We start from the raw sequence: 24,827 nt of genomic DNA on the forward strand, positions 1-24,827 counted from the left end.
AAAATTAATTAATTATGAAGTTTTTAAGATTATTACTTGTATTGGTTACGTTCCCAATCTTTGCACAGCAAGGAGGAATGTGGATTCCAAGTATGTTAAAAGGCATGAACGAAAGTGAAATGCAAAGTTTAGGAATGAAAATGACAGCTGAAGACATTTATGATGTCAACAAATCAAGCTTAAAAGATGCCATCGTTCATTTTGACGGAGGCTGTACTGCAGAAGTAATTTCACCAAAAGGATTGTTATTAACCAATCACCACTGTGGATATGGTGAAATTCAAAGTCACTCAACAGTTGAACACGATTACCTTCAGGATGGATTTTGGGCAAAAGACATGGCTTCAGAATTACCAAATCCTGGAATGGTTGTAACATTCATCGTAAGCATACACGATGTTACCAATACCGTTTTAGAGGGTGTTGCATCATTGAACACAGAAGCTGATAAACAAAAAAGAATTCAAGAGAACATCAACCGTGTTCAAACTACTTTCCCAAAAGAAACATGGCAAGAAAATAAAATCAAAACTTTTTACGAAGGTAATCAGTACATTTTATTTGTTACTGAAACATACAAAGACATCCGTTTAGTTGGTGCGCCACCAAGTTCAATAGGAAAATTCGGTTCAGACACAGACAACTGGGTTTGGCCACGTCATACAGGAGACTTTTCAATGTTCCGTATTTATGCAGGTAAAGACAACAAACCAGCGGAATATTCAAAAGATAACGTTCCTTACACACCAAAACACTTTTTACCAGTTTCTTTAGACGGTATTAGCGAAGGTGACTTCACTATGGTTTTTGGTTTCCCTGGAAGAACACAAGAATACTTACCATCATTTGCTGTAGAGCAAATTGTAAACACTTTAAATCCAGCAAAAATTGAAATCAGAGACAATGCTTTAAAAGTACAAGATGGTTTCATGCGTAAAGACCAAGCAATTAAAATTCAATATGCTTCAAAATATGCTAGTGTTGCAAATTACTGGAAGAAATGGATTGGCGAAAGCCAAGGTTTAAAAAAATCCAACGCTATTCAGTTGAAAAAAGATTTTGAAGCGGAATTCCAAAAACGTATTGCTCAAAAAGGAAAGTCTGCAGAATATGGAAACATACTTGCTGATTTCGAAAAGAATTACAAAGCTATCAATGAATATACTTTAGCTCGTGATTATTTTATTGAAGTTGTTTTACGAAATACAGAGTTATTAAGTGTTGGTTTCAAATTGTATCAATTGGAACAAGTTTACAAAACAAAAGGAGAACAAGCTTTTGACGATAGAAAAACAAATACAATTAATAGTCTTCAAGGATTCTACAAAGATTTTAACGTTAATGTTGATGAAAAAGTTTTTGAAAAACTTATCACACTTTATGGCCAAAAGTCTCCACTTATTCCAGAGGAGTTTAAAACTATGAATTATGAGAAAACAACTGCTGACATTTACAAATCATCAAAGCTTACTTCTTACGAAGGTGTAAAATCATTATTCAAAGGAGATGCAGCAGCTAACTTTAAAGCACTAAACAAAGACAAAGGATATGTATTGGTAAAGAAATTAGCAGAAAACTATTTCAACAACATTGCACCTACTTACGATAGAATCAATTTAGAAATTGGCGCATTACAACGTAATTATATGAAAGCGCAATTGGATTTATTCCCTGACGGTCGCTTCTTCCCAGATGCAAACAGCACTTTACGTATTACTTATGGCCAAGTAAAAGGATACAGTCCTAATGACGCAGTGTATTACCAACCCGTAACACACTTAGAAGGTGTAATGGAAAAATACATTCCAGGGGATTACGAATTTGATGTTCCAAGTAAATTATTAGACCTTATTAAGAATAAAGATTATGGTCAATATGCTGAAAACGGAAAAATGCCAGTTTGTTTTATTGCTACTAATCACACAACAGGAGGAAATTCTGGAAGCCCTGCAATTGACGCGCATGGAAACCTAATCGGATTGAACTTTGACCGTGTTTGGGAAGGTACAATGAGTGACATACATTATGATCCAGAAATCTGTAGAAATATTATGGTTGACATCCGATATGTATTATTTGTAATCGATAAATACGCGGACGCGTCACATTTAATTGACGAAATGAAACTGGTTCATCCAAAAAAATAATTTTACTTATTTCACATCAATTTAACACGCTGATTTTGAAGGAAAAATCTCTAGAAAAAAAAATTGAAAAAAAAATCTAAATTTATTTTGTCAAGTCAAAAAATTTATATCTTTGCTACGAATTAATAATTAACCTTTTATAATTTAGTAAGATGAAAAAAGTTGTTTTAAGCTTAGCATTAGTTGCTATGATGTTCGTATCTTGTAAAGAAGCTGCTGAAAATACAGAAGCTGTAACTGAAGAAACTGTTGAAGCTGTTGAAGCTACTACAGAAGAAGTTATCGAGAACGTAGAAGTTGCTGCTGACTCTGCTGCTGCTGCTACTGAAGCTGCTGCTACTGAAGTTACTGAAACTGTTGAAGCTGCTCACTAATATTTAGCTGACAGAAAAAACAAAGCTCCACTAAGTGGAGCTTTTTTTATATCTATACATTAAAGAACAATTAACTTTCTGCTTCCTCACCAAAAATATCTGGAAAAATATCTGAGCCAGATGAAAAATCAAGCACCTCTGCCTCAGCAGCAGATCGCATAATTTCATCTATTCCTTTCTGAAGTAACAATTGAGTGGTATAGCGTCTACTCACAGCCACTTCTTTTTCATCAAGCACCATTCTGAAGAAAAACTTACCATTACCCGACTTGAATCGCATAAAAATCATTCGGTCCAAACCTTTTTTCAAATATTCAATGTGCTCTTCACACTCAAACCTTAACTCAAAGTTGTTACTGGTAAAAATTGTTTTTCCTTTACGAGAAGTCAATTCGTATTTATAAACCCCGCTTAAGCGTTTGCTAATTACAAAAGTTGCCATGCTATAGATTCTAGAATTTAATTTGCAAATTAAGATTTTGCAAAAAGTTTTAAAAATAAAACTTACAAGAAGTTCAGTTACCTGACTAAACAAAAAAAGCTCCAAACTAAAGTTTGAAGCTTCTTGTACTCAAGGCGGGACTTGAACCCGCACGGACATTACTGCCCACTGGATTTTAAGTCCAGCGTGTCTACCAATTCCACCACTCGAGCAAATATTTTTATGGTAGTTTGAGCGAAAAACGGGGTTCGAACCCGCGACCTCAACCTTGGCAAGGTTGCGCTCTACCAACTGAGCTATTTTCGCATTCGTGTCTTTTTTAAGAACATCGCAACCCTCATTCTTGTTGATTGCGGTGCAAATATAAAACATATTTTATTCTCCGCAAGTACTTTTTTTAAAAAAAATCAAACTTTTTTATAACCATTTGATAACGAATAATTTATTTTAAAAAAAGTAAAATTATTTTTTTACCAACATTCTTTTTATCTCATTAAGCTTCATTAGAGCCTCAACAGGAGTTAAAGTATTGATGTCAATATTAACAATTTCTTCTTTAATTTCCTCCAATAAAGGATCGTCGAGATTGAAAAAACTCAATTGCATTTCATCATCGACCGCCTTAATACCGCTCAACTCTTCACTCGAATGATCTTTTTCTAATTTCTTTAATATTTTTTGCGCCTTTTGAATTACAGTTTGTGGCATCCCAGCCATTTTGGCAACATGAATACCAAAACTGTGCGCGCTTCCACCTTTTACTAATTTACGAATAAACAAAACAGTATCCTTCAGCTCTTTTACTGAAACATTAAAGTTTTGAATGCGTTCAAACAACACTTCCATTTCATTCAACTCATGATAATGTGTTGCAAAAAGCGTTTTTGGCTTGTTAGGATGTTCGTGCAAATACTCCGATATTGCCCAAGCAATTGAAATTCCATCATAGGTTGACGTCCCTCTCCCAATTTCATCCAACAATACTAAACTCCTTTCGGATATATTATTCAAAATAGAAGCCGTTTCATTCATCTCCACCATAAAAGTAGATTCACCCATCGAAATATTATCACTTGCCCCTACTCTAGTAAATATTTTATCAACTACACCCATTCTAACACTTTCGGCTGGCACAAAACTCCCCATTTGAGCCAATAATACTATTAAAGCGGTTTGTCGCAATATAGCCGACTTACCCGACATATTAGGACCAGTGATCATTATGATTTGCTGGTTTTCACGATCTAAAAAAACATCATTTGAAATATAAGGAACTCCTATTGGCAATTGCTTTTCAATTACAGGGTGACGTCCTTCTTTAATCTCTAAATCAAAACTATCATCAAGTATTGGTTGCGTGTAATTATTTTCAATAGCCAATTGCGTAAACGAATTCAAACAATCCAACTGTGCAATTAAATTTGCATTGTGCTGTACCGGCTTAATATAAGTCGCCATCCAATTCACCAATTGCTCAAACAATTGACTTTCCAATTGCTGAATTTTATCTTCAGCTCCTAATATTTTCGCCTCATATTCTTTTAATTCTTCCGTAATATAGCGTTCTGCACTCACCAATGTTTGCTTACGAATCCACTCAGCAGGAACTTTATCTTTATGTGTGTTACGAACTTCGATATAATAACCGAAAACATTATTGAAAGAAACTTTTAAAGATGGTATTCCCGTTCTATCACTTTCTCTTTTCTCTAAGTCTTCTAGATATCCTTTTCCTTTTGAAGAAATAGCACGTAACTCATCCAATTCCTCATTTACCCCAGTAGCGATAGCATTTCCTTTATTTACATGTACTGGCGCATCTTGATTCAAAGTAGCCTGTATTTTCTCACGAAGCAATTCACAAGCATGTAAACTATCTCCGATAACTTTTAAAGCTTCATTCTTACTTTTTAACGCCAATTCTTTAATTGGAATTATAGCATTTAATGAATCATTCAAATAAATTACTTCACGTGGCGACACTTTACCCGTAGCAACTTTAGAAATCAAGCGTTCTAAGTCCGAAATCTGTCTGATTTGATACTGAATCGCATGAAGCACTTCTTGATTTTCTTTAAAATAAGCCACTACTTCATGGCGACTCTTAATTTTTTCAGCATCTTTAAGTGGAAGTGCCAACCAACGTTTTAGCAAACGCGCTCCCATTGGCGAAAGCGTTTTGTCAATAACATCGAGTAAAGTAACAGCATTCAAATTTGTTGAATGATACAACTCCAAATTGCGAATCGTAAATCGATCCATCCACACATAAGCGTCTTCTGCTATGCGCTGAATATTGGTAATATGCTGGATTTTGTTATGCTGTGTTTCTGATAAATAATATAAAACTGCCCCCGAAGCGACTATCCCTTCTTGTAATTCTTCAATTCCAAAACCTTTTAGCGAATTTGTTTGAAAATGTTTGGTTAGGGTTTCAATAGCATAATCATCTTTATAAACCCAATCTTCCAAGTAAAACGTATGAAAATCATCACCAAAAATTTCACGAAACTGATTTTTATTTTGTTTCGGAACCAACACCTCGCTTGGACTAAAATTCTGTAATAATTTATCAATATACTCTTCATTACCTTGAGCTGTCAAAAACTCTCCCGTAGAAACATCAAGAAAGGCTACACCCAATGTTTTCTTTCCAAAATGAACCGAAGCCAAAAAATTATTCGATTTGGAATGCAACACCTCATCATTCATGGAAAGCCCTGGAGTAACCAATTCGGTAACACCACGCTTCACAATGGTTTTAGTCATTTTTGGATCTTCCAATTGGTCACAAATAGCAACGCGAAGACCCGCCTTCACCAACTTTGGTAAATACGTATTCAACGAATGATGTGGAAAACCAGCCAAAGCCGTTTCGCTGTCAGAACCCGCACCTCTTTTAGTAAGTGTAATTCCTAAAATCCCTGCGGCACGAACAGCATCTTCTCCAAAAGTTTCATAAAAATCACCTACTCGAAACAACAAACACGCATCGGGATATTTATTCTTAATCTCGTTGTATTGTTTCATTAAAGGAGTCTCTTTCTTCTCTTTGGTTGCTGCTGCTTTCTTCGCCACAATTTTAAATTTTAAGTACTATTTGCGAAGGTAGTAAAATCGGTGGCAATAGCAATAATTGTGTTTAAAACAATCCTTTGAAACTTCGTAACAAAAAAATATCTTTGCAGTATGAGAAAATTAGCAAACGCCGAACTAGACCGTAAAAACATTGAAGAATTCAAAGATGCCGAAAAAACACCCATTATTGTTGTTTTGGACGACATCAGAAGTTTACACAATATTGGATCTGTTTTCAGAACTGCCGATGCTTTCTTGATTGAAAAAATCTATTTGTGCGGAATAACAGCTGTTCCACCTAATAAAGAAATCCACAAAACTGCTTTAGGCGCTACGGAAACGGTTACTTGGGAATACGTAAAAGATGTTATTGAAGTTATTCAAAAATTAAAAGAAGACAACATCAAAGTTTTCTCGGTAGAACAAACCGAAAACGCTACCATGTTGAATGACTTCCAAGTAAACACTAATGAAAAATACGCTTTAATTTTCGGCAACGAAGTGAAAGGCGTACAACAACAAGCAATCAACTTAAGCGATGGCGTTATTGAGATTCCACAATTAGGAAGCAAACACTCATTAAACATTTCGGTAAGTGCTGGTATTGTAATTTGGGATTTATTTCAAAAAATGCAATAAATGAAAATCGGACCGCTTGCCATACTACTATTACTTATTTCATTTGGAATAATGTTGGTAACCATTCTGGATTGGATTCCAAACAATCCACTTCAAGATTATAAAATTATTGCTGCTTTGCAATTTATCATTTTATCACGCTTAATTGTAAGAAGAGACAATAACAAAAATTAAAGTTCACCATTGATTGTTCGTAACAAGTGAATATAATCGGATTGTTTGTTTACAAAATCCAATTCCGAAACATCAACAATTAAAACGTTTAAATCAGTTCTATTTTTAATGAACTCCAAATAACCGCTGTTGATTTTATCCAAATACGTTGCTTGAATTTCTTGCTCGTAACTTCTTCCTCTCGTTTTTATATTCTCAAGCAGTCGGTCTGTATTCTGATACAAGTACACATACAAATCAGGTTTCGGCATTTCCTTGTGTACGATATCAAACATCGTTTTATACAATTGATATTCCTCTTCGTTCAAAGTAATCTTTGCAAAAACCAACGATTTGAAAGCGTGATAATCCGTAACAATAAAATCTTTAAACAAATCGTATTGTGCCAAATCATCCGATAACTGTTGGTAACGTTCCGCTAAAAAAGACATCTCAAGCGGGAAAGCATAACGATTTTGATCTTTGTAAAATTTCGGCAAAAATGGATTATCTGCAAAACGCTCTAATACCAATTTCGCATTAAAGTCTTCCGCGATTCTTTTTGCCAGCGTAGTCTTACCTACTCCTATATTCCCTTCAATGGCAATATAATTAAACTGCTTTAAACCAAAACTTTCTAATGGATTCTCCAATTGCCCTACTACAACGCAATTGCTGTCATCAGCCGTAGAAGCTAATAAATCTGAAACGGATTGCTTTAAAACAGGATGCATCCACTCGGGCTTAATTTCTTGAAGAGGTTCTAATACAAACTTGCGGTTTTGAATTTGCGGATGCGGTATTTTCAAACTTTCCGTATCAACTATCGTTTCATTAAAAGCTACAATGTCCAAATCAATAATCCGAGCTTGATAACCAGCTCCTTCAGAACGTACTCTGCCCAATTCCACTTCAATAGTCAATAATTGTGTAAGTACATCTTCTGCATTATTGAATGAATGCAGTTCTAACGCTCCGTTCAAAAAAGGACTACTGTCAAAACCCCAAGCTGCCGTTTCATAAACCGATGAAACTTGAATAACAGTACCTATTCGCTCGTGAATCAAATTAACTGACCTCTGCAAGTTTGTTAATCGATTGCCTTGATTGCTTCCTATTGAAACTATAATTTTGTTTTGAACCTTCATACGCAAACAAATTAACGAACTATTTTAAACATTCGTTTACGGAATTTTATTTTTTTACAAACATGTAACATTTTAACATTTAGCAAGACATATCAAGACATAAAAAATGATACAAAATGAAATTTTTAGGAAACGTATTAGCCACTATTGTGGGAATCTTTATTTTTTGCATGATTTCTTTTTTTGGGATTCTTATTATTGGCGTAATAGCAGGTGGTGATGGAGACCATGTAAAAGTAAAAGAAAATGCGGTAATAGAGTTGGATTTATCCAAAGTAAACCTTGATTATGCAGGAAAAGTTAACTTTAAAGAATTCAATTATTTTGAAACCAACCATAATGGTTTAGTTGATGTTTTAAATGCTATCGATGCCGCAAAAACAGACGATAAAATAAAAGGAATATCCATTTTAAACAATTTTTCAAATTTAGGTTTAGCGCAAAGCAAAGCTTTGCGTGACGAATTGGAAAGCTTTAAAAAATCAGGAAAATTTGTAGTGGCATATTCCAACTATCTAACACAAAAAGACTACTACTTAAACTCTGTTGCCGACACGGTTTACCTTAATCCTGTTGGAGAATTAGACTTCAAAGGTTTGGCTTCTGAAATTATTTACATGAAGGAGTTACAAGAAAAAACAGGGGTTAAGATGGAAGTATTACGTCATGGTAAATACAAAAGCGCTGTTGAACCTTTCTTAGCACAAGAAATGAGTGAGGCTAATAGAGAGCAAATGACGGTATTATTAAATTCGATGTGGAATACAATTGTAACTGATATTTCACAAAGCAGAAAAATTTCAGTAGACAGTTTAAACTCAATTGCAAATTCTTTAGGCGCAAGAACTCCTGAATTAGCTTTGGCTAAAAACTTGGTAGATCGCGTCGCGTATGAAGACGAATACCACAATAGTATTAAGAAAAAGCTAAATGTAGATTCAAAGAAAGATTACAATAAAATCAGCATTTTAGATTATGCTAAAAATGTAGCGACTACTGCATTTAATTTTGACAAAAAAGATATTATTGCTGTGATTTACGCTCAGGGTGAAATTCAAGGCGGTGAAGGCGACATCAACACTATCGGAGAAGGTTCAATAAAACGTTCATTAGAAGAAGCTCGTAATGATGACGATGTGAAAGCAATTGTTTTACGTGTGAACAGTCCTGGAGGTAGTGCCTTAACTTCAGAATTAATCTGGCGTGAAATCGAAATCACTAAAAAAGTAAAGCCTGTTGTGGTTTCTATGGGTAATTATGCCGCTTCTGGCGGATATTATATTGCATGTAATGCTAATAAAATTTTCGCAGAACCAAGTACAATTACAGGTTCGATTGGTGTTTTTGGAATGCTTCCAAACATGACACAATTGGCACAAAATATTGGTATCAATGCAGAACAAGTAAAGACACATGAAAATGCTTCTGGGTACAGCCTTTTTGAACCATTAGATGAAAACTTCAAAAACGTCACGTTAGAAGGAATTGAAAACATTTATACTGTTTTCTTGAAAAGAGTTGCTGACGGTAGAAAAATGACAACGGAACAAGTAGATGCTATTGCACAAGGCCGTGTATGGACTGGAACTGATGCTTTACAAAACGGTTTAGTGGATGAAATTGGCGGTTTAAATGATGCTATTGCTTATGCTGCTAAATTAGGCAAAACAGACTCTTATAGAACGGAAAATTATCCTGAGTATGAAAAGAGCTTTGAAGATTTAATTGCACAATTTACAGGCTTTGCAATGTTCCAAACTAAAGAAGCTTTATTGAAAGAACAAATAGGCGAAGAAAACTATCAATTATTGGAACAAATTAAAAGAGCAAACCAGCTTCGAGGCGTTCAAGCGTTAATGCCATTTGAATTAAAAATCAAATAATCAGAATACAACCCCTAAAAAAAGGCTACTTAATTTAAAGTAGCCTTTTATTTTTAAACACTTTGTTTCAATATCTTTGTATTCTATTTCATACAGAATGAATATAAAAGACAAACTCTTAGCACAGCGCATCTATTTTACTCTTAGCGGACTTTTTATCTGCTCATTAGTCGTTTCCAATTTAATTTTTCAAAAATTTTTCTATTGGTATCCATTTGGCGATTTTGAATTATTTGGCGCTAAGTTATTTGAAATTTCAGTCGGTATAATCCCTTACCCTATTACCTTTTTAATTACCGATATCATTTCGGAAATATATGGCAAGAAAAAGGCCAATCAAGTGGTTACAACTGGAATATTTGCTTCCGTATTTTCATTAGCTATTATTTATATTGCAAATCATTTACCCGCTATTGAACATTCGCCTGTGGACGATGCTTTATTTACCAAAGTATTTGGTCAAACAGCACTGGCAGTACTGGCTTCAATGATTGCTTATTTAGCAGCACAATATATCGATATTCAAGTTTATCATTTCTGGAAGAAACTTACAAAAGGTAAAATGCTATGGCTACGCAACAACTTTTCAACGATAACGTCTCAAGCTGTAGATACTTTTTCCGTTTTATTTTTACTTTGTTCGTTCAACATATTGCCTTGGGCTCTATTTGGAAAACTATTTATAAGTGGATTTGCCTTTAAATTATTAATTGCTTTATTGGATACTCCTTTACTCTATTTGTTTGTGTACTTTTTCAGAAGAAAGTTTAATCTAAAACTAAATGATGAATTAATTATTGATTAATAAAAAAGTTTAACGTATAGTTAATTATTTTTAAAATAATTGGCTTTATTTTTGTTATTAGTAACTCACCCTAAAACTATAAAATTTATGTTAAAAAAAGTTCTAAAAGGCCTCGGTATTTTTTTACTTCTTACTGTTATAGCTCTTGCAGCAGTGCCTTTTTTGTTTAAAGACAAAATCAAAGCATTGGTCTTAAAATCAATCAATGAAAATATTGATGCAACTGCTTCGTTTGCAGATGTGGATTTAAGTCTTTTAAAAAACTTCCCAAATGCAAGTGTAACCATTGACCAACTTGGCATCATTAACAAAGCTCCTTTTGAAGGAGATACGCTTTTTTATTCAGGCGAATTGAATGTTCAAATGAGTATCAAGGAACTTTTCAAAGGTGAAAATGAAGCAATGGTCTTAAAAAGCTTCAGTAGTAAAAACACTGTGGCTAATATTATTTTCAACAAAGATGGTATTGGAAATTTTGATATTGCTTTGAAAGATGACAAACCAGAAGAAGAATCGGAAAGTGCTCCTTTTAACTTAAGCATTCAAAATTACGAACTAGAAAATTTCAGATTGGTATATTGGGATCAAGCTTCTAATATGAAAATGGTTTTAGACAGTTTAAACCACGTTGGAAAAGGTGATTTTGCTGCTCAAAAACTTGACTTAGACACCAAAACCACTACAAAATTATCTTTTGAAATGGAAGGCAACAATTATATGAAAAATGTTGCACTTTCACTTGATGCTGTATTAGGAATTGATTTAGAAAACAGCAAATACGAGTTTAAAGAAAACAAAGCTTTAATCAATCAGTTACCTTTAGAATTTGACGGTTTCATTCAAATTGTTGAAGACGGACAATTGTATAAACTAGACTTTAAAACACCTACATCGGACTTTAAAAACTTCTTAGGTTTAATTCCAGAAGCCTACGCTGGAAATATCAACCAAGTAAAAACTACAGGAGAATTTAAAGTATCGGGTAAAGTTGATGGTAAACTTTCTGATAATACGGTTCCAAAATTCAATATTGAATTGGCTTCAAACAATGCCTCTTTCCAATATCCAGATTTACCAAAATCGGTTAAAAATATTGTGATTGACACGCATATTGTAAATGAAACTGGTTTGATGAATGATACTTATGTAAATTTAGATCAATTATCATTTGCTATCGATCAAGATGTATTTAGCGCAAAAGCGAATATTAGAAATTTAACGCAAAACCCTATTGTTGCTGCTGAATTAAAAGGTATAATTAATTTAGCCAATGTTACAAAAGCATATCCTGTACAACTAGACAAACCACTTTCTGGAATTTTGAAAGCAGATGTTAGCACTAAATTTGACATGAATTCGGTTGAGAAAAGTCAATATCAAAACATTCAAAATGCCGGAACTGTAAGTTTGAGCGGTTTCAAATATGAAGGTCCTGAAATGGCAAAACCTTTCCAAATCAATCAAACTTCGATTACATTTAATCCAAACCAAATTCGCTTGAACGAATTTGATGCCAAAACAGGTAGTAGTGATATTAACATTAACGGTGCATTGGATAATTTTTATGGTTTTATGTTTAAAAATCAGGTATTGAAAGGAAGCTTTAATTTAACTTCAAATAGGTTAGTAGTTTCTGATTTTATGGAACCAACCACTACAACGACTACTGAAGAAAACAAAACAACTACTACTGAAGCAGTAAAAATTCCTTCTTTCTTAGATTGTAGCTTAACAGCGCGCGCTAATACTGTAGTATACGACAATTTAAATCTTAAAAACGTAACAGGAAACTTAGTAATCAAAGATGAAGCTGTTACTTTAAGCAATTTAAAAATGGATGTTTTTGGCGGAAGTATCGGATTAACGGGTACTGTTTCTACAAAAGGGAAGCAACCTACATTTGATATGGATTTAGGTTTAAATGCTGTAAATATTGCAGAATCGTTTACACAACTTGAAATGTTACAAAGTATCGCACCTATTGCAAATACTATTAACGGAAAACTTAACTCAACTATCAAATTATCGGGTGATTTAACCAATGACATGACCCCTGACTTAGCCACTATTTCAGGAGATTTAATTGGACAATTATTATCACCTTCGGTTAATACCCAAAACTCAAAACTATTGTCAAGTCTATCTTCAAATGTTGCCTTTTTTGACGCTAGTAAATTAAACTTGAATGATGTGAAAGCTGCTTTATCATTCAAAGATGGAAAAGTAGCTTTAAAACCAACTACTTTAAAATATCAAGATATCGGAATTGAAATTGGCGGAACGCATGGTTTTGACCAAAAAATGGATTACAATGTGAAATTTGATGTTCCTGTTAAATATTTAGGAAATGAAGTAAATTCATTGATTGCTAAATTATCCCCAGCAGATCAACAAAAAATTAAGAGTGTGCCAGTTACCGCTAATTTGACTGGGAGTTTTACAAGCCCGACTGTTAAGACAGACATGAAGCAAACTACAACAAACTTGACAAACCAAATTGTTCAAATGCAAAAAAACAATTTGATTAATCAAGGTACTAGTTCTATCACCAACATGATTAGTGGTAATACTACTTCTAGTACACCAAAAGACAGTACAAAAACAACACAGCAATCTACAAAAGAACAAGTAGAAGAAGGTGTTAAGAGTACAATCAAAAATATTTTTGGTAAAAAGAATTAATCATTTCTAAACACAAAAAAATCCCAATTCAATGAATTGGGATTTTTTTATAAACTTATTTTAACAACATAACCTTCATAGGTTCGAATATTAAAAACAGTACCGTCTTCAAAAATCAAATACTGCCCTTTTATACCAGTAACAGTACCACTATAATTTGGTGTTTTATCCAAATTTAAACTACTAACTTTTTTAGGATAATTCAAAACAGGAAAGTCTAAATTATATAAAGTTGAATCTGAAGCATAATGTTGTTTCACTTCATCTGGTAACCAATCATACGTCTTCGAACGTTCAGCAACTAAATCGGCTTGTAAAACCTCGTTCTTCAACATTTTTTGCCAACTTGTTTTATCCGTATAATGTGATTTCAATGCAACTTCAGTAATACCTGCTAAATAACGATTTGGAACTTCTACAATAGGAATTGCTTGAACTGCTCCTTGGTCAATCCACCTAGTCGGTACTTGTGTCTTTCGCGTTACTCCCACTTTAACCTCACTAGAAAGTGCCAAATATACGACGTGTGGTTGCAATTGTACTCGCTTTTCATAGGCTAAATCCCTATCTTCAATATCCAAATGTGCCGTACTTAACTCTGGCTTCATAATCCAATCACCAACAGCTGGACTACTCATAAAACAATCGTAACAAAAGCCTTGTCTGAAAATTTTCTTTTGCTTCTCGCAATTCAAACATTCATATCCTTGGAATGAAATTTCAACTTGTTTCCCAAGCAATTGATTAACATTCAAAAAGCTATCTTTAAAAACGAGATAATATTGAATAGGACTCAAAAACTCTGTCTGCATCTTTTGGAGTACACCTTGATACGTCATATACTAAATGTAATTTTTATAAGTAAAAATTTAAAAAAAATGTTATTTTTGGTAAAGTTATCATTCCTTATTTGGAATTCATAATTTACTATTCTAAAAAATGGCTTTACCAATATTAAACTCAATTGCCTCTTGGATTTTAAAAAAACGCATTCATCAAATGGAGCTGTTTTTAAAATATCCTCATGAAGTTCAGGAAGAGCTACTTTTCAACTTATTAAAAGCAGCTGAAAATACTGACATAGGCAAAAAATATGGTTTTTCAGACATTAAAAATTACGCTACTTTTTCAGAGCGTGTTCCTATTTCAACCTATGAGGAATTGGAACCTATGCTTATGAAAACGCGCCAGGGTATTCAAAATGTGTTTTGGAATACCCCAATCAAATGGTTTGCAAAATCAAGTGGTACAACCAATGCGAAAAGTAAATTTATACCGGTAAGTAATGATGCTTTAGAAAACTGCCATTACAAAGCGAGTAAGGACTTGCTTTGCTTGTATTTGAACAACAATGAAAATTCACAATTGTTCACTGGTAAAAGTTTACGTTTGGGTGGTAGCAAACAACTTTACGAAAACAACAACACTTTTTTTGGCGATTTATCTGCCATCCTGATTGACAACATGCCTATATGGGCAGAGTTTAGTTCAACACCTAGTAATAAAATATCACTTATGAGTGATTGGGAAACAAAACTCCCAGCTATCATAAACGAAACAATACACGAAAACGTTACAAGTTTGGCTGGAGTACCAAGTTGGATGATGGTACTTTTAAATAAAACATTAGAAGCTACCGATAAAAAAAATATGTTTGAAATTTGGCCTAATGCTGAAGTATATTTTCATGGCGGTGTAAATTTTGATCCCTATCGTAATCAATATAAAAATCTTTTTCCGAAAGATAATTTTAAGTATTACGAAATCTATAATGCCTCTGAAGGTTTCTTTGCCATTCAAGACCAAAATGATTCAAACGAACTCCTTTTAATGCTTGATTATGGTATTTTTTACGAATTTATCCCAATGGATACGTTTGGAACACCTAACCAAAAGATTGTTCGATTAAGTGACGTTGAATTGAATAAAAATTATGCCTTAGTCATCACAACTAATTCGGGATTATGGCGTTATCTTATTGGTGATACGATACGTTTTACAAATTTGAGTCCATACCGCATTAATGTTACAGGTAGAACCAAACATCACATTAATGTTTTTGGTGAAGAATTGATGGTGGAAAATACCGATAAAGCGATTGCAAAAACCTGTCAAGATTTAAGCTGTGAAGTTATTGAATATACAGTTGCACCTATTTTTATGGTAAACAACCAAAAAGGTGCTCACGAATGGATTATTGAATTTAAGACTAAGCCAACTAATATGGAGAGCTTTAGTCGCTTATTGGATCATAATCTGCAATTGTTAAATTCTGATTATGAAGCCAAACGCTTTAACAACATGACCTTAAATCCACTTAAAATAAATGTGGCCCGTCACAACTTATTTTACGATTGGTTAAAAGAAAATGATAAACTTGGCGGCCAAAATAAAATACCAAGATTGTCAAACGATCGGAAATATTTAGAGAAATTATTACAAATGCAACTATTACAGCAATAACAGAATCATGAAAAAAACAAAAACAGCTCTTCTCACTATTTCCACTTTACTACTTTTAGCTTCTTGTGGACCAAGAAGGTATAAATGTGGACCTTACAGAAGATGCGAAATCAAAACCGAAAAACAACAACCTGTTATAGAAGCAAATAGCTCAAAAACTAAAACTAAAATTTGCTAAATCTTCCATATTAAACAAAATTTTAAACCACTTATCGATTATTTTTGCTTTTTGTCGGTATTGTTAATAAATCATTAAAATTTTAAGGTTAAAAAAAAAGCTAATTCATTTAAACTCATATTTTTGCATACAAATTATTAATTAATCGATTAAAAAATCGATTTAGAATTGCTAATTTATGAGATTACTTGCTAGGCTAACCACCTCCATTTTTTTCCTATATTCCTATATCCTTTCAGCGCAAGAACCGGAGCGTTTGGAAGTAAAAGATTCTTTAATAACTGTCTTAGACAACTCAACAAAAGGATTACGTTTTGTTTTAAGTGATACTGGTATTAATTCTGATCTTTCAGAAATTGGCGGTGCCTTTTTCATGAATAAATACATCATATTGTCAAATAAAAAAAGAAGACATTATAAAACCACATTCAACGAAAAAACAAACACTTATAATAACAACCTGTTTTGTGTAAATATTGATGCTGAAGGCGACCTTTCATTCCCATTATTGTTTTCAAGAATATTAGATTCTGAAAAAAATGAGGGATCAATAGCCTTTACACCAGACCAAAAAAGGATTTATTATACAAAAGAAAATCCTACAAACCATTCTGCTTTAGAACTGTATACCGCTGAGCTCGATTTGAATTCAAAAGAGTATTGGGTCAATATCAAAAAAGTAAAATTATTAGCAGAAGGACAGTCGATAGAAACTCCGTTTGTTGCCCCAGATGGTAAAACACTATACTTTGCTGCCAATTTACCTGAAGGATATGGGGGCTTTGATTTATATAAAGCCGATATTAATGGTGACGGAACTTTTTCCAACATCACAAATTTAGGCACCAATATTAATACAGCTGAAGACGAAAAATATCCTTACATTTCGAAAGAAAGCAATCATTTTTATTTTGCATCAAAAGGACATTTAAACCTTGGAGGCTATGATATTTTCCGAAGTGCAATGGTAAAAAAATCATATTTACCTGCATTGAATCTTGGAGCAAGTCTTAACTCAAAAAGAGATGATATTGCATTCATCTTGGCGGATAAAGACAAAGGCTACATCTCTAATGACAAATCAGGTGATGGTGATTTTAATATTTTAAAATTCACATTAAACCTCAACGAAGTAAAAGATCAAGATTTTACAATTGTTGAAGAAGAAACACTTACAACAGTTCCTAATGCTCAAGTAATAATTAAAGATGAAAATGGAAATGTTGTTACAAACACAATTTCTGATGAAAATGGAAAAGTTAAATTTGAAATTCTTCCCATGTCGTACAATAACATTACGATAGAAAAAGAAGGTTTTGAACCTTATGTTGATTCATTTACATCGGAAAAACCATTAAACAATCCTATTACTTTACTAACAAAGAAATTACCTTCTAAAATCAATTTGTCGGTTGAAAACATACATTTTGATTTTGATAAAGCTATTATCAAAGCAGAATCAAAAAAAGCACTTGACAAAGTTGTAAATCTGCTTAATGAAAATCCTACTTTAAACATAAGTATTCAAGCACATACCGACAATAAGGGTTCTGAAAACTATAATCTGACATTGTCAAAGAGAAGAGCTAAAGCAACAGCTAATTATTTAATTTCAAAAGGTATCAATAAAAAAAGGTTAACGACAAAAGGTTATGGAGAAAGCCAACCGTTAAATAATTGTATTAAATGTACCCCTAAAGAAGACCAAGAAAATCGAAGAGTTGAATTTAAAACCCTAACATTATAAAACTTTAACCATGAGAAAATTATTAGCTATTACCCTCATTATTACATCCTTTTTATTAACTTCTTGCTCAAGTGGATGGAACTGCAAATCAAGTTATGTTAAAGCAGATTCTAAAGTTGAAAAAACAACGAAACAACAGAGAGAAGTTTAAAATAAAAAATCCCGCAGTTGCGGGATTTTTTATTCATACTGAATTTATTACGAAGCGGTTTTCAAACGCTGTAATAAATTTTTATTCAAACTTTGCTCTGCAAAATCTTTTGTTACATTTAATTCTTTATCTTCCGAGCTTGGTAAGTCAAACATTGCGTCTGTCAAAATAGCTTCACACAAAGAACGCAAACCACGTGCACCTAACTTGTACTCTAATGCCTTATCAACAATAAAATCCAAAGCTTCATTCTCGATAGAGAATTCTACCTCATCCATTTCAAATAATTTTTTGTACTGTTTTACCAATGCATTTTTGGGTTCAGTCAAAATAGCTCTTAATGTTTTAGCATCAAGCGGATCCATATAGGTCAACACTGGTAAACGACCAATAATTTCAGGAATCAATCCAAAATCTTTCAAATCCTTTGGAATAATGTACTGCAACAAATTGGTTTTATCAATCGCATCAGATGAAATAGAAGAACTATATCCAACAGCCTGACGGTTTAAACGCTTTGAAATTACTTTTTCAATACCATCAAAAGCTCCACCAGCAATAAACAAAATGTTTTGGGTATTCACCTCAACAAACTTTTGATCTGGGTGTTTTCGCCCTCCCTTAGGTGGAACATTAACTACAGTTCCTTCCAAAAGTTTCAACAAAGCTTGTTGCACACCTTCTCCAGAAACATCACGCGTAATAGATGGATTATCACTCTTACGTGCTATTTTATCAATCTCATCGATAAAAACAATTCCTCTTTCTGCTTTGGCAACATCATAGTCTGCAGCCTGTAAAAGACGCGTTAAAATACTTTCAACATCTTCTCCTACATATCCAGCTTCTGTTAAAACCGTGGCATCAACAATAGCCAAAGGAACATTCAACATCTTAGCAATAGTTTTTGCCACTAATGTTTTTCCTGTACCAGTTTGACCAACCATAATGATGTTACTCTTTTCAATTTCGACCTCATCATCCAATTGTTTTTGCATCAAACGTTTGTAATGATTGTAAACAGCCACACTCATTACTTTTTTCGTTTGATCTTGACCAATTACATATCCGTCTAAAAACGATTTTATTTCTTTCGGCTTCATTAAAACCAACTCTGATAAAAGCTCTGTTTTACCGCTTTGCTTTAATTCTTCTAATACAATTCCATGTGCTTGCTCAATACAACGGTCACAAATGTGTGCGTTAATACCGGCAATTAATAAATTTGTTTCTGGCTTTTTCCTTCCACAAAACGAACATTCTAATACTTCTTTCGCCATATTTTTAAAATTATAAGGTTGGAGTAAAAAACACTCTTTAACCTATCTCGATAAAACTTCATCAATCATTCCATACTCCTTAGCTTCACTTGCAATCATCCAGTAATCACGATCACTATCATCGTGTACTTTTTCAACAGATTGCCCAGAATGCTTCGCAATGATTTCGTACAATTCGCCTTTTAATTTCATAATCTCGCGCGCTGTAATTTCGATATCTGAAGCTTGTCCTTGTGCACCACCCAAAGGTTGGTGAATCATTACTCTTGAATGTGGTAAAGCACTTCTTTTTCCAGCAGCTCCAGCACAAAGTAAAACCGCTCCCATTGAAGCTGCCATTCCTGTACAAATTGTTGCTACATCAGGCTTGATAAACTGCATTGTATCATAAATTCCTAATCCTGCATAAACTCCTCCTCCTGGAGAATTTACATAAATTTGAATATCCTTAGATGCATCTAAACTTTCTAAAAATAACAACTGTGCTTGAACAATGTTTGCAATTTGATCATCAATCCCTGTACCAAGAAAGATAATTCTATCCATCATCAAACGCGAAAAAACGTCCATTTGCGTTACGTTTAACTGGCGCTCTTCCATAATATAAGGTGTCATACCTACAGGAGTAACACGGCTTACGATTTTATCGTAATACATGCTGTTTATTTTATGATGCTTTGTAGCATATTTTTCAAATTCTTTACCAAAATTCATAAATAATATATTAAATAGGTTATAAACTAAGAACGTCAAACTTAAAGCTTGACGTTCAAAGATAATTATTTTTTATGAGAATTATTCTCCGTACATTTCTTTAATAAACTCTTGATAGTTTACTTTTTTAGCGTTTGCTTTTACTTGCTCCTTGAATAAGCTTAACATTTTCTCGCTCATTACTTGCTCTGATAAACGTTTAACCTCATCTTGGTTTGATAATACACGAGCAACAATTCCTTCAACTTCTTCATCAGAAGGATTTAATTGACCAAATTGAGCCATTTGCTTTTTGATTAATTCAGCAGTGTGTGCTTTTAAATCTTCGAATTGGATTTGTAAATTGTTTGCAGCAATAATTTTACCTTCAATCAATTGGTAACGTAATCCTTTTTCAGATTTTGCGTATTCTTCCTCAGCTTGTTCAGCAGTTAATGGGTTTTCTCCAACAGTCTGAATCCATTTTTTCAAGAACGTAGCTGGTAATTCAAAAGTTGTGCTTTCAATTAATCCTTCGATAACATCATTTAAGAATTTTTGATCTGCTTGTTGTGCAAATTGCGCTTCAGCATCCTCTTTAATTTTTCCTTTTAAATCTGCTACTGAAGTAACATTTCCTTCACCGAATAATTTATCAAATAATTCTTGGTTTAATTCTGCTTTTTCAACTGCATTAATTTCTTCAATTGTAAAATCAACAGTAATATCTAAACCATGAACATCATCATGACTTACTTTTAAGTAATCCATTAATTTGTGATCATCGTCAAAAAGACCTTTAGTTGCAACAGCAACAACATCACCAACTTTTTTACCTACAAATTGATTCGCTACATCTTGATTACTGAAGATATCTAAAGTAATGTTTGTAGTATTGTTGATTCCTTTTTCTTCATTTGAGAAAGTTCCTCTTAAAGTAAAATCTGCTTCTACGGTATCTTGAGAAACCATTTTTCCGTATTGTTTTTGAATACGCTCAACTTGTTCGTCTAACATAGCTGCATCCGCTTCAATTTCAAATTTAGTTACATTTGAAATCCCAGCTAAATCAACAGAAAATTCTGGAGCAAGACCTAATTCAAATTCAAAAGTAAAATCTTCTTTATCCCAATTAAAATCTTCAGTAATTTTTGGTAGTGGGTTACCTAAAATATCTAATTTTTCTTCTACTAAATAATCATTCAAAGAAGATTGTAATAATTTATTTACCTCGTCTAACAAAACTGCTTTTCCATATTGTTTTTGAATCAAACTCATTGGAACTGCACCTTTTCTAAAACCTGGGATATTTGCGTGCTTTCTATAATCAGCTAAAACTTTGTTTACTTTATCTGCGTAATCATCTTTTGAAATTGCTACTGTAACAATAGCATTTAATGCATCTACTTGCTCTCTTGAAATGTTCATTATATGTTATTTTAATGTCATAAAAATTGGGTTGCAAAATTATACAATTTTTACAACCCAAACAAGTTTTTAATTAATTGAATTTCAGTTTACTAAATTTTACTTTTCATCAACAAAAAAATTATTCATTATCGTCTGACTAAAAGTCAATATAATACTAAAGAAAAAAGCGCTCCAAAAACCTGAAACGTGAAATCCATCAACAAAATAATCGCCCAACATTATTATTACCGCATTGATTACCAACAAAAATAATCCTAAGGTTATCAAGGTTACTGGAATGGTTAAAAAAACCAAAAAAGGTTTTAAAAAAGTATTGAGAAGTCCTAAAACTACCGCTACTATTAAACTGGTAGTAAAATTATCCACTGAAACTCCAGGTAAAAAATTTGCAACAACCACAATTAAGATTGTTGTTATCAGTAATCGCACTAATAAATTCATAATCAATATATTTAAGGTTTTCATAAAGATAAAAAAAAGACACCAAATAGGTGCCTTTTAATATTAACTTATTATCTAAAACATATTAGTTATTCACTGGAACAATTTGTGTACCTGTAAAATAACCCGGATTATGAAGTGGCAATTTCGCTCCATAATGCGCATTTATAACTTTTAAAATTTCATTAGCAATTACAGCATATCCTCTAGCATTAGGATGTACTCCATCTAATGAAAACAATACTTGACCTTCCGTAGTAGAGCCACTAAAATAGTTTGCTGTATAAGTCTGTCCTGTTTCAATACGCAACCCACTTACCAATTGATTCATAATTGCATTCATATCAGCAACTGCTAAATTCTTTGCATTCGCAATTGCAACTATAGCATTATTGTATGCAACAGTTGCTGCTTCAACTTTAGCTTGCTCAGCAGATGTCAACACCCATTTATTTGACATTGGGAAAGTCACACCAACAACATCAAAAGGAGCTTGACCACCATTTGATGCACCAATTACTGATGACGCAGGCAAAACAATTAAATCAGATGCAGAAGCATGACGCGCTCTACCGTACAAAGCACCCAAAGCATTTGCATTAGCCACTAATAATGGATTTCCAGAAGCATTTGCATAAGCTGTAATTTGCGCCCCTAAATCCGTCAAAGCTACATCGGAGATTAAAACCGGATTTGTAGTTCCTGCTGTTGTATTAAGAGGACTAATCCTCCCATTTGTTGCAACTGCTAAAAACTGATACAGCTGCGTTAACAAAGCTGCTTGTGGGTTTGCATTGATAACCTCAGCACTAATCGGATTGTAAGGTACAGTTGTAAAATAAGGAATTGAGGTAACACTTGGAATTGTAGCCACAACTCCTTTTGCCCCACCAGAAGTCAAACCTGTAACCGGACCTAATAAAGGATGTGTACCCCCATTAATAATTAAATCATAAGTCAAAGCAAAAACACTGGCATTGGTAATATCGTTACCACCATAAGTTAGTGGATTTAAATTTCCTGTTTCATTATGATCATCTGCCGGCGTTACACCATCAGCTTGTGCACCACCATTTGTTGCGTAACTAAGTACATCGTTTGCACCAATCCAATTGGTAAAAAAAGTTGGGTTTTTAGACACCGCATCTCCTAAAACTGTTGCGTTTGGTGATGTTGCATGACGTACAAAATAAGGATTTGCTGTGGGTGGTTGTTGCCCTAAACCTGTAAGAGAACCATAGCCAGGTGCCAACAAGTGAAAAGATTTTGCCCCAGGAATTCCCATATTATTATAAGCTGTTGCTTGCTGATTTGCCACTTCAATGCTAGGTGTACCTGCAATATTTTCAGGACGCCCTTCAGAAGCATCAATTACTAAACGAGTTGATGAAATTTGGTTCCCACCAAGCAACAAACCTCCAACATTATTTACATCATCAGCAAAAGAAGGTTGAGTAAATGCCCCACCTCCTACTAGAGCAAACTGTTGCGCTAATAAATTTGGAAAAGAATTCATTTGACCTGAACGATACACTGTTCCATCCATATAACCTGCAGTTAAAGAATTCCCTACTGCAACATATGAAGAGAAATCTGCCTCTCCTGAAGTATAATCCGCGGTTACATCATTTTCAAATTCTGGTTCACAAGCTGCAAAAACCGCAGCAAAAACCGTTAAATATATAAATTTACTATTTTTCATTTTTTATCTATTTTATTAAAAACCATACGTTATACCAATACCTGGAGAAAACACAACTGACTTATATGTTCCGCCAAAAGAAATTGTTTCTCCCGTTCCTGCTGTTGGGTCAACATAATGGTCGTATGAATTGTCAACTTCATCAAAGTGTAAATACAAGAATGAAAAATCAACTCCAAACTTTGAATTCAACTGGTAGGTTAAACCACCTGTGAATCCCATAGAATCGTTACGCGGCGTTTCTGGAGCGAAATATCCATCTTGTACTGGACTTTCGTCAAAATACCAACCCGCTCTGAAAGTAAATTTATCATTTGCTTCATATTGTGTACCCACACGGTAAGTACTTGAGTTTTTATAATTTCTCGCATTATAAGATGTTGGCACATCATTTTTAAAATCAACAACTAAAGCATCGTAAGCATTCCATAAAGTATAATTATAATCAAAAGCTAACATCCATTTATCTGTAACTTGATACGATAATCCTGTAGTAAATTCAGCTGGCAATGGCAAATCAGCATCAAATTGGGTATTGGAAAATGCACCTTGTGCAAAAGGAGCGACATCATTAAATGTAGCATCACCATCACGAGCTTCCATAATAATTTCAGAACGATAATTCATCCCTAAACGCATTTTGTCCGTTGGATTAAACATAAAACCAACATTATATCCCCAAGCTGAAATCCCTTTTGCATCTAATGTAACATCTGCTAAATTATCTGGACTTTGTGACAATACAGGGTTCGTCGATAAATTTCTATTAAATTCTACAGACCCTGTAGCATAAATAGGTCCACCACCAATACTGAAATGTTCTCCTACTCTAATAGAAACTGAAGGCTGTACAAATATTGCTTGTAAATCGATATTATTAACTAAGTGAGCACCTTGCCAATCTTGATCCCATTCTACTGCACTACCATATGGAGAATAAACGGCAAGACCAGCCGTTAACCAATCTGTTAATTTATACGTAGCATACACACTAAAAGGTGTACCAAAATTATCAGTTGAATTGGTCCAATTGAACTCTGAATTTTGAAATTTTGATTTTGCAAATAAACCATTTGCTCCCACAGAAATATTAAACTTTTTATCTAAATAAGCCATACCTGCTGGGTTAAAAAAAGCAACTTCTGCGCTATTTACCACAGCAACACCTGTGTGTCCCATAGCCAATTGCTTTTGTCCTTGGATTGAAACTCTATACCCACCAGCAAAAGCTGTAGTACCCGCTAAAGCATAGAGTGCCAAAGAAAGTAATTTTCTCATAATGTTAAAAATGTGTTAGTTAAGTTGTTCTGGTTTTAAAAATCTTTTTCTCAAAAATAAAATTTTTTATACAAAATGCAATAGAATATTAAAAAATATTATGCATTCATAA

At 33.5% G+C, this 24,827-nt stretch carries 19 protein-coding genes and 2 tRNA genes; 9 read left to right on the forward strand and 12 right to left on the reverse strand.

From position 1 onward, the window contains the following. Positions 1-14: 14 nt before the first annotated feature. Both ACFS5J_RS07400 and ACFS5J_RS07405 read left to right on the forward strand, forming a co-directional pair. Positions 15-2,147, forward strand: coding sequence for a S46 family peptidase (locus tag ACFS5J_RS07400; RefSeq protein WP_379811440.1), 2,133 nt, complete (start codon positions 15-17; stop codon positions 2,145-2,147). Positions 2,148-2,299: 152 nt separating this feature from the next. Continuing rightward, positions 2,300-2,521, forward strand: a complete 222-nt coding sequence (locus ACFS5J_RS07405; RefSeq protein ID WP_379811441.1) for a hypothetical protein — start codon at positions 2,300-2,302, stop codon at positions 2,519-2,521. Positions 2,522-2,591: 70 nt separating this feature from the next. On the opposite strand, the gene ACFS5J_RS07410 is transcribed toward ACFS5J_RS07405, so the two are convergent. The 4 genes from ACFS5J_RS07410 to mutS form a co-directional block, all read right to left on the reverse strand. Further along, positions 2,592-2,963: a DUF1508 domain-containing protein gene (locus ACFS5J_RS07410; protein WP_379811442.1), complete on the reverse strand. Its 372-nt coding sequence runs from the start codon at positions 2,961-2,963 to the stop codon at positions 2,592-2,594. A 126-nt stretch (positions 2,964-3,089) separates the two neighbouring features. Beyond that, positions 3,090-3,175, reverse strand: a tRNA-Leu gene (locus tag ACFS5J_RS07415). Between the two features lie 21 nt (positions 3,176-3,196). Continuing rightward, positions 3,197-3,269: transfer RNA gene (locus ACFS5J_RS07420), tRNA-Gly, on the reverse strand. Positions 3,270-3,425: 156 nt separating this feature from the next. Further along, positions 3,426-5,993: a DNA mismatch repair protein MutS gene (gene mutS, locus ACFS5J_RS07425; protein WP_379811478.1), complete on the reverse strand. Its 2,568-nt coding sequence runs from the start codon at positions 5,991-5,993 to the stop codon at positions 3,426-3,428. A 159-nt stretch (positions 5,994-6,152) separates the two neighbouring features. Here mutS and ACFS5J_RS07430 point away from each other — a divergent pair, with 159 nt between their 5' ends. Both ACFS5J_RS07430 and ACFS5J_RS07435 read left to right on the forward strand, forming a co-directional pair. After that, positions 6,153-6,680: an RNA methyltransferase gene (locus tag ACFS5J_RS07430; RefSeq protein WP_379811443.1), complete on the forward strand. Its 528-nt coding sequence runs from the start codon at positions 6,153-6,155 to the stop codon at positions 6,678-6,680. Beyond that, a complete protein-coding gene (locus tag ACFS5J_RS07435) occupies positions 6,681-6,854 on the forward strand; it encodes a hypothetical protein (protein WP_379811444.1) in 174 nt (57 codons plus the stop codon). Here the strand turns inward: ACFS5J_RS07435 and folK are convergent. Beyond that, complete coding sequence (folK, locus tag ACFS5J_RS07440) at positions 6,851-7,981, reverse strand: 2-amino-4-hydroxy-6-hydroxymethyldihydropteridine diphosphokinase (RefSeq protein WP_379811445.1); 1,131 nt, start codon at positions 7,979-7,981, stop codon at positions 6,851-6,853. The two genes, ACFS5J_RS07435 and folK, sit on opposite strands and share 4 nt — an antisense overlap. A 116-nt stretch (positions 7,982-8,097) precedes the next feature. On the opposite strand from folK, the gene sppA reads away from it, so the two are divergent. From sppA to ACFS5J_RS07455, 3 genes are all read left to right on the forward strand, one after another. Then, positions 8,098-9,864 carry a signal peptide peptidase SppA gene (gene sppA / locus ACFS5J_RS07445; protein WP_379811446.1) on the forward strand — a complete coding sequence of 589 codons (1,767 nt, stop codon included), beginning with the start codon at positions 8,098-8,100 and terminating at the stop codon, positions 9,862-9,864. Positions 9,865-9,961: 97 nt separating this feature from the next. Beyond that, positions 9,962-10,669 carry a queuosine precursor transporter gene (locus tag ACFS5J_RS07450; RefSeq protein ID WP_379811447.1) on the forward strand — a complete coding sequence of 236 codons (708 nt, stop codon included), beginning with the start codon at positions 9,962-9,964 and terminating at the stop codon, positions 10,667-10,669. 87 nt (positions 10,670-10,756) lie between these two features. After that, positions 10,757-13,351 carry an AsmA-like C-terminal region-containing protein gene (locus tag ACFS5J_RS07455; RefSeq protein WP_379811448.1) on the forward strand — a complete coding sequence of 865 codons (2,595 nt, stop codon included), beginning with the start codon at positions 10,757-10,759 and terminating at the stop codon, positions 13,349-13,351. A 47-nt stretch (positions 13,352-13,398) separates the two neighbouring features. On the opposite strand, the gene ACFS5J_RS07460 is transcribed toward ACFS5J_RS07455, so the two are convergent. Further along, the gene (locus tag ACFS5J_RS07460) at positions 13,399-14,190 is read right to left on the reverse strand and encodes a DUF2797 domain-containing protein (RefSeq protein ID WP_379811449.1); all 792 of its coding nucleotides are present in this window, start codon (positions 14,188-14,190) and stop codon (positions 13,399-13,401) included. 100 nt (positions 14,191-14,290) lie between these two features. Here ACFS5J_RS07460 and ACFS5J_RS07465 point away from each other — a divergent pair, with 100 nt between their 5' ends. Continuing rightward, complete coding sequence (locus ACFS5J_RS07465) at positions 14,291-15,814, forward strand: GH3 auxin-responsive promoter family protein (protein ID WP_379811450.1); 1,524 nt, start codon at positions 14,291-14,293, stop codon at positions 15,812-15,814. Between the two features lie 356 nt (positions 15,815-16,170). Beyond that, complete coding sequence (locus ACFS5J_RS07470) at positions 16,171-17,739, forward strand: OmpA family protein (RefSeq protein ID WP_379811451.1); 1,569 nt, start codon at positions 16,171-16,173, stop codon at positions 17,737-17,739. Between the two features lie 198 nt (positions 17,740-17,937). Here the strand turns inward: ACFS5J_RS07470 and clpX are convergent, their stop codons facing one another. The 6 genes from clpX to ACFS5J_RS07500 form a co-directional block, all read right to left on the reverse strand. Next, positions 17,938-19,170, reverse strand: coding sequence for an ATP-dependent Clp protease ATP-binding subunit ClpX (gene clpX, locus ACFS5J_RS07475; RefSeq protein WP_379811452.1), 1,233 nt, complete (start codon positions 19,168-19,170; stop codon positions 17,938-17,940). A 42-nt stretch (positions 19,171-19,212) separates the two neighbouring features. Then, positions 19,213-19,884, reverse strand: a complete 672-nt coding sequence (clpP, locus tag ACFS5J_RS07480; protein WP_379811453.1) for an ATP-dependent Clp endopeptidase proteolytic subunit ClpP — start codon at positions 19,882-19,884, stop codon at positions 19,213-19,215. Positions 19,885-19,965: 81 nt separating this feature from the next. Next, a complete protein-coding gene (tig, locus tag ACFS5J_RS07485; RefSeq protein WP_379811454.1) occupies positions 19,966-21,291 on the reverse strand; it encodes a trigger factor in 1,326 nt (441 codons plus the stop codon). Positions 21,292-21,390: 99 nt separating this feature from the next. After that, positions 21,391-21,735, reverse strand: a complete 345-nt coding sequence (locus tag ACFS5J_RS07490; RefSeq protein WP_379811455.1) for a phage holin family protein — start codon at positions 21,733-21,735, stop codon at positions 21,391-21,393. A gap of 85 nt (positions 21,736-21,820) precedes the next feature. Beyond that, positions 21,821-23,437, reverse strand: coding sequence for a G-D-S-L family lipolytic protein (locus ACFS5J_RS07495; protein ID WP_379811456.1), 1,617 nt, complete (start codon positions 23,435-23,437; stop codon positions 21,821-21,823). A gap of 15 nt (positions 23,438-23,452) precedes the next feature. Further along, positions 23,453-24,715: an OmpP1/FadL family transporter gene (locus ACFS5J_RS07500; RefSeq protein WP_379811457.1), complete on the reverse strand. Its 1,263-nt coding sequence runs from the start codon at positions 24,713-24,715 to the stop codon at positions 23,453-23,455. Positions 24,716-24,827: the final 112 nt, after the last annotated feature.

This window comes from Flavobacterium chuncheonense, assembly GCF_042686145.1.
Taxonomy (GTDB): domain Bacteria; phylum Bacteroidota; class Bacteroidia; order Flavobacteriales; family Flavobacteriaceae; genus Flavobacterium; species Flavobacterium chuncheonense.

Excerpts from the sequence above, each read along its gene's own strand:
- ACFS5J_RS07495 (WP_379811456.1), bottom strand. The coding sequence starts at position 23,437 with ATGAAAAATAGTAAATTTATATATTTAACGGTTTTTGCTGCGGTTTTT.
- ACFS5J_RS07435 (WP_379811444.1), top strand. The coding sequence starts at position 6,681 with ATGAAAATCGGACCGCTTGCCATACTACTATTACTTATTTCATTTGGA.
- sppA (WP_379811446.1), top strand. The coding sequence starts at position 8,098 with ATGAAATTTTTAGGAAACGTATTAGCCACTATTGTGGGAATCTTTATT.
- ACFS5J_RS07405 (WP_379811441.1), top strand. The coding sequence starts at position 2,300 with ATGAAAAAAGTTGTTTTAAGCTTAGCATTAGTTGCTATGATGTTCGTA.
- mutS (WP_379811478.1), bottom strand. The coding sequence starts at position 5,993 with ATGAAACAATACAACGAGATTAAGAATAAATATCCCGATGCGTGTTTG.
- ACFS5J_RS07455 (WP_379811448.1), top strand. The coding sequence starts at position 10,757 with ATGTTAAAAAAAGTTCTAAAAGGCCTCGGTATTTTTTTACTTCTTACT.
- folK (WP_379811445.1), bottom strand. The coding sequence starts at position 7,981 with ATGAAGGTTCAAAACAAAATTATAGTTTCAATAGGAAGCAATCAAGGC.
- ACFS5J_RS07470 (WP_379811451.1), top strand. The coding sequence starts at position 16,171 with ATGAGATTACTTGCTAGGCTAACCACCTCCATTTTTTTCCTATATTCC.
- ACFS5J_RS07400 (WP_379811440.1), top strand. The coding sequence starts at position 15 with ATGAAGTTTTTAAGATTATTACTTGTATTGGTTACGTTCCCAATCTTT.
- ACFS5J_RS07465 (WP_379811450.1), top strand. The coding sequence starts at position 14,291 with ATGGCTTTACCAATATTAAACTCAATTGCCTCTTGGATTTTAAAAAAA.
- tig (WP_379811454.1), bottom strand. The coding sequence starts at position 21,291 with ATGAACATTTCAAGAGAGCAAGTAGATGCATTAAATGCTATTGTTACA.
- ACFS5J_RS07490 (WP_379811455.1), bottom strand. The coding sequence starts at position 21,735 with ATGAATTTATTAGTGCGATTACTGATAACAACAATCTTAATTGTGGTT.
- ACFS5J_RS07460 (WP_379811449.1), bottom strand. The coding sequence starts at position 14,190 with ATGACGTATCAAGGTGTACTCCAAAAGATGCAGACAGAGTTTTTGAGT.
- ACFS5J_RS07450 (WP_379811447.1), top strand. The coding sequence starts at position 9,962 with ATGAATATAAAAGACAAACTCTTAGCACAGCGCATCTATTTTACTCTT.
- clpX (WP_379811452.1), bottom strand. The coding sequence starts at position 19,170 with ATGGCGAAAGAAGTATTAGAATGTTCGTTTTGTGGAAGGAAAAAGCCA.
- ACFS5J_RS07410 (WP_379811442.1), bottom strand. The coding sequence starts at position 2,963 with ATGGCAACTTTTGTAATTAGCAAACGCTTAAGCGGGGTTTATAAATAC.
- clpP (WP_379811453.1), bottom strand. The coding sequence starts at position 19,884 with ATGAATTTTGGTAAAGAATTTGAAAAATATGCTACAAAGCATCATAAA.
- ACFS5J_RS07500 (WP_379811457.1), bottom strand. The coding sequence starts at position 24,715 with ATGAGAAAATTACTTTCTTTGGCACTCTATGCTTTAGCGGGTACTACA.
- ACFS5J_RS07430 (WP_379811443.1), top strand. The coding sequence starts at position 6,153 with ATGAGAAAATTAGCAAACGCCGAACTAGACCGTAAAAACATTGAAGAA.